This is a genomic window from Thomasclavelia sp. (assembly GCF_017889095.1).
Classification (GTDB): domain Bacteria; phylum Bacillota_I; class Bacilli_A; order Erysipelotrichales; family Coprobacillaceae; genus Thomasclavelia.
The window spans coordinates 1-4,831 of the sequence record NZ_JAGHEW010000218.1; the positions used below are offsets into that span (position 1 = coordinate 1).

The 4,831-nt window shown below is 29.1% G+C and carries 9 protein-coding genes and 1 pseudogene; 7 read left to right on the forward strand and 3 right to left on the reverse strand.

Annotated elements, in window-relative coordinates; genetic code table 11:
- The 3 genes and pseudogenes from J7M77_RS09475 to J7M77_RS09485 all read right to left on the reverse strand — a co-directional run.
- A partial coding sequence (locus J7M77_RS09475) for a type II toxin-antitoxin system HicB family antitoxin (RefSeq protein WP_296877862.1) occupies window positions 1-287 on the reverse strand: 287 nt, incomplete at its 3' end.
- A gap of 42 nt (window positions 288-329) precedes the next feature.
- A pseudogene (locus J7M77_RS09480) lies at window positions 330-473 on the reverse strand (type II toxin-antitoxin system HicA family toxin); the annotation flags it as partial.
- Window positions 474-823: 350 nt separating this feature from the next.
- Window positions 824-1,021 (reverse strand): hypothetical protein, encoded by a 198-nt coding sequence (locus J7M77_RS09485; protein ID WP_296877864.1) that lies wholly within the window; start codon window positions 1,019-1,021, stop codon window positions 824-826.
- A gap of 92 nt (window positions 1,022-1,113) precedes the next feature.
- On the opposite strand from J7M77_RS09485, the gene J7M77_RS09490 reads away from it, so the two are divergent.
- The 7 genes from J7M77_RS09490 to J7M77_RS09520 form a co-directional block, all read left to right on the forward strand.
- A complete protein-coding gene (locus J7M77_RS09490; protein WP_296877866.1) occupies window positions 1,114-1,764 on the forward strand; it encodes an HAD family hydrolase in 651 nt (216 codons plus the stop codon).
- Window positions 1,751-2,194 carry a DUF523 domain-containing protein gene (locus tag J7M77_RS09495; protein WP_296877868.1) on the forward strand — a complete coding sequence of 148 codons (444 nt, stop codon included), beginning with the start codon at window positions 1,751-1,753 and terminating at the stop codon, window positions 2,192-2,194. The genes J7M77_RS09490 and J7M77_RS09495 overlap by 14 nt, the downstream gene beginning before the upstream one ends.
- Before the next feature lie 5 nt (window positions 2,195-2,199).
- A complete protein-coding gene (locus J7M77_RS09500; RefSeq protein WP_296877870.1) occupies window positions 2,200-3,135 on the forward strand; it encodes a type I phosphomannose isomerase catalytic subunit in 936 nt (311 codons plus the stop codon).
- A gap of 89 nt (window positions 3,136-3,224) precedes the next feature.
- On the forward strand, window positions 3,225-3,428 hold the full coding sequence (locus J7M77_RS09505; RefSeq protein WP_296877872.1) for a hypothetical protein: 204 nt from the start codon (window positions 3,225-3,227) through the stop codon (window positions 3,426-3,428).
- An 11-nt stretch (window positions 3,429-3,439) separates the two neighbouring features.
- On the forward strand, window positions 3,440-3,808 hold the full coding sequence (locus J7M77_RS09510) for a VOC family protein (protein ID WP_296877873.1): 369 nt from the start codon (window positions 3,440-3,442) through the stop codon (window positions 3,806-3,808).
- A gap of 44 nt (window positions 3,809-3,852) precedes the next feature.
- The gene (locus J7M77_RS09515; RefSeq protein WP_296877875.1) at window positions 3,853-4,359 is read left to right on the forward strand and encodes an adenylate kinase; all 507 of its coding nucleotides are present in this window, start codon (window positions 3,853-3,855) and stop codon (window positions 4,357-4,359) included.
- Window positions 4,360-4,482: 123 nt separating this feature from the next.
- Window positions 4,483-4,831, forward strand: a 349-nt coding sequence (locus tag J7M77_RS09520) for a hypothetical protein (RefSeq protein WP_296877877.1), incomplete at its 3' end; no start/stop codon positions are given.

Sequence of the window (4,831 nt, forward strand, 5' to 3'; positions counted from 1 at the left end):
GCTTTATTATTAAATGTCTTTAAATATTCATTTATATCTAATTCGATTAAAGCAATACATTCGTTATCCTTTAACTTGATATCCTGAATTTTAGATGGTTTAGGTGCACTTTTAAATAAGTCACCTATATAATCCTCTAAATATAATTCCATCGCCTCCTTAGCCATTTCATAAGCCTCTTCAAAAGTATCCGCACAACTAATACATCCTTGTAAATCAGGGAAAGAGATTGTAATACCATCATCTTCTTGTAAAAAAATTGCTGGATAGATTAATCTTTTACGCATATAAAAATCACCTCCAAAATTAATATATGCATAGAGGTGGGCTTATTTCTTTAGCCCGGCCTCTTTTAAAATAACCTTTTCGGTTCCGTTTGGTAAGTCGCCCCTATGCATTGGCACAATAACAATTTTACCAGTTGTGTGGTTTCTCATCTTTAATTGCGTTCCACTTTGAGACATTCTTTCAAAGCCGTTGTTTTTTTAAAATTTAACCATCTCTTTAGCTGTTATGGGCATTTTTATCAATTCCCTACCTAAATTTATTATAGCACGTATAAATACGTGTTTTAATGGTTTAGGCATTTTAATTTAAATATTTTATTTAGATATTTTCAATAGTATATTGTTATTTCATCTATTTTGATCGTATTTTATCATTTTATTCTTTATAGTGTAGATTTTTTCAAGCTAACTTGAAAATTGATAATAATTATAAATATAATCCCAATCATTTTAACTGCTATTAATAAATGATATAGAAGTTAAAGAAAAAAGGAGCAAAGATAATGCTCCTTTGTGACTATTAAACGATAACTTAATTAATGCTTTTTGTTTTTATCAACGATACGATCTAAACCATAACCAATGATTCTGCCAACAAAGGCAGCAACAAAAAATATTAATGCCATCCATGAACTTACAGTAGAAAAAGCAAACTGGATAATAAAATAGATAATTGCACCTAGTAAACCAATTGCTGTTCCTAAATTCATGAAAACAGAACTTCTTTCTTCCATCTTTCCACTCCTTAATGTAAAAATTATACCACAACTTTTTAAGCATACAAGAAAAATATATGTTATAATACGTTTGAAAATGGAGTGAGGTTATGATAAATACGATTATTTTTGATTTAGATGGTACTTTAGTCGATTCTTTGACTGATTTAGCTAATACAGTTAATCAAATTCTTCAAGAATATAATTTTCCAACTTATCCAATTGATCAATATCGTTATTTTGTTGGTGATGGTATTATTAAATTAATTGAACGAGTGCTTCCTAAAGAACACTTAGATAAAACGCTGAAAGTTAAAGAAAGATTTGATCAGCTATATGGCCAAAAATGTCTTGAAAACACTAAGCCATATCCAGGGATTAGTGAGTTGATTGAAGAATTAGTAGCTAAAGGATATAATTTAGCTGTTGTTACTAATAAACCACATCCTCATGCATTGAAATTAGTAAAAACTCTATTTCCTGATTGTTTTAGTTATGTTTTTGGTAATAGTCCTTTACATCCTAAAAAACCCGATCCTTGCTTAAATAATTTAGTAATCGATTTATTCGATGTTAAGAAAAATCAAGTAGTTTATATTGGTGATAGTAATGTCGATATGTTGACGGCAAAAAATACTAAAGTTAAAGCAATTGGAGTTGCCTGGGGATTTCGTGGACGTGAGGAATTGTTGGCTAGTGGTGCTAATTATGTGGTTGAAAAACCTGATGAAATATTGGAGTTAGTCAATGATTGGAATTAGCAGCTGTTTAGTTGGCTGTAAATGTACTTATAAGGGCAGCGATAACTTAGTTTTAAAATTACAAGAATATTACCAAAAAAATGGAGCTGTTTTAATTTGTCCAGAAGTGTTAGGCGGATTAACGATTCCCCGTTTGCCATGTGAAATTACTGGTAATAAGGTTAAAGATATTGAAGGAAACGATAAAACAGAAGCTTATCAGTTAGGTGCTAAAAAAGCATTAGAGTTGTTAAAGGAAAGTGGGGTAAAAGCGGTTGTGTTAAAAGCCAATAGTCCAAGTTGTGGCAAGGGCTTTGTTTATGATGGCACATTTACTCATCGTTTAATACAAGGTGATGGAATTACAACTCAATTGTTGAAACAGCATGGTATTGCTGTGTTTAATGAAAATGAATTAGCGGATTTTTTTAAATTTATAGAAAAGAGGTAGAGAAAATGGGACATGTTTTAAAAATTAATCCAGTATTTAAAGAAATGATTTGGGGAGGTCATAAATTAAAAGACGTTTATGATTTTGATATTCCAAGTGATCATACTGGGGAATGCTGGGCTATTTCAGCTCATAAAAATGGTGATTGTACTATTAGTGGCGGTGAATTTGATGGTCAAAAGCTATCTAACTTATGGCAAAATAACCGTGATTTATTTGGTAATATTGAAGGTGATCAATTTCCATTATTGATTAAGATTATTGATGCTTGTAATGATTTATCAGTTCAAGTACATCCTAATGATGAATATGCTAAAGTTCACGAAAATTCACTAGGAAAAACGGAATGCTGGTATGTTTTAGGGGTTGAAGATGATACTAAAATGGTCATGGGACACCATGCTAAAACTAAAGAAGAATTAATCAAAGCAATTGAAAATGATGATTATGAAAATTTATTAAATAAATTTTCAATTAAAGAAGGGGATTTTTTCTATATTCCATCAGGAACAATTCATGCAATTTGTGGTGGTTCATTAATTTACGAAGCGCAACAATCATCAGATATCACTTATCGTGTTTATGATTATCATCGTAAAGATGCAAATGGTAACGAACGTCAGTTGCATGTTCAACAATCAATCGATGTAGCAACAGTACCATATCAGCCATATTCAGCAGCTAAAATGGAAACTGCAGTGATTGAAAATGGTGAAGCAACAAAACTAGTTTCTAGTGAATTTTTCACCGTTACTAAATATGTCATGACTGGTAAAAATACGATTGAAAACAATAAACCATTCCAAATGGTTACGGTAATTAAAGGTAGTGGAACGATTGATGGTAATGATGTAAAAATGGGTGATAACTTTATCGTTTGTAGCGATCAAAATGAAGTTGAATATGATGGTGATATGACTGTCATGATCTGTACTTTATAAAAATGCATTGTAGTAATTGTAATCACGAGTTTAAACCCAGCTCATTTGCCTATAAAGCAAGGCAAAAATGTCCTGAATGTGGGACAATAATGCAAATTCAATTTCCATCAGGAATTGGCTTTTTACCAATTATCATAGCTTTTATCGTTGCCGTGTATGTTGTAACGGTAATTGGTTATGATTTGTTAGTAGGGATAAGTGTATTTGTATTAGTATATTGGCCAGTAGAAATTATTATGGATCTTATTTTAATTTATATAGGTCAATATCGATTATATGAATTTAAGCGTTAAAGGAGAAAAAGATGAATTTTAAATGTGTTCATTGTAATATCAATATTACAGATATCGAAAAAAGTGTTGCTTTTTATAAACAGGCATTAAACATGGAAGTTGTAAGAACTAAAGAAGCTAGTGATGGCAGCTTTGTTTTAACTTATTTAAATGATGGTGTTTCTGATTTTCAAATCGAATTAACTTGGTTAAAAGATCACCCACAACCTTATGAACTAGGTGAAAATGAAAGTCATATTTGTTTTGAAGTCGATGACTATCAAAAAGCTCATCAGTTACACCAGGAAATGGGTTGTATCTGTTTTGAAAATGAAGCGATGGGATTATATTTCATTAACGATCCTGATGATTATTGGATTGAAATTGTACCAAAGAAGTAAAAGAATGAGTTATGCTCATTCTTTTTAGTATAAGGAGTTTATTAATGATTATTTTAATTACTGGAGCTAGTCATACTGGAAAAACACTATTAGCTCAAAAACTATTAGAAAAATATCATTTTCCATATTTTTCTATTGATCATTTAAAAATGGGATTAATTAGAAGTAAAAATACTAATCTAAAACCTGAAGATGATTTGGAGTTAGAAAACTATTTATGGCCAATTATTAGAGAAATGATCAAAACTGCAATTGAAAATAAACAAAATTTAGTTATTGAAGGCTGTTATATTCCCTTTAACTGGAAAGAATCTTTTACAGATAAATATTTAAAAGAAATCAAATATTATTGTCTTGTAATGAGTAAAAAATATATTGAAAAGAATTTTAATGCAATAAAAGAATACGCTAGCATCATTGAAAATCGTCAAGATGATTCTTGGTGTAATAAAGAATTAATGCTAAAAGAAAATAGCTATTATCAAAAAATGTGCAAACAATATAATTTTAAATATATTCTAATTGATGATAAATATCAAATAGATCTTTGATACCAATGTAATTTATCCTTTAATCAAGCAATTTATCCTTGAATACTTTCTTTATTTAATTAAATCAATATAATAAAAAGTGAATAGTTAAATATATTGATTTAAAGATTGGGGATAGGTAAGATGAAAATATTGCTAGTTGATGATAATAGAAATGATCTAAAAATAATTGAAACTGAAATCAGTAAATATTTTATAGATTATCAAATTGAATTATTAAATAATCTTGATCAATTATATGAAATAGAAGCCGATTTATTATTTTTAGATGTTGTCATAAACGATCAGGAAAGCTTTTTATTTGGACAAAGATATTTAGAGTTATATCCTAACAGTACACTGATTTTTATTTCCAGTTATGATCATTTTATTTATCAAAGTTATCATCAAAACAGCTTCTTCTTTATTAGAAAAAGTAATTTTAATGATGATTTTAAACAGTTTGTCGAAAAATACAATTATCGTCAAACTA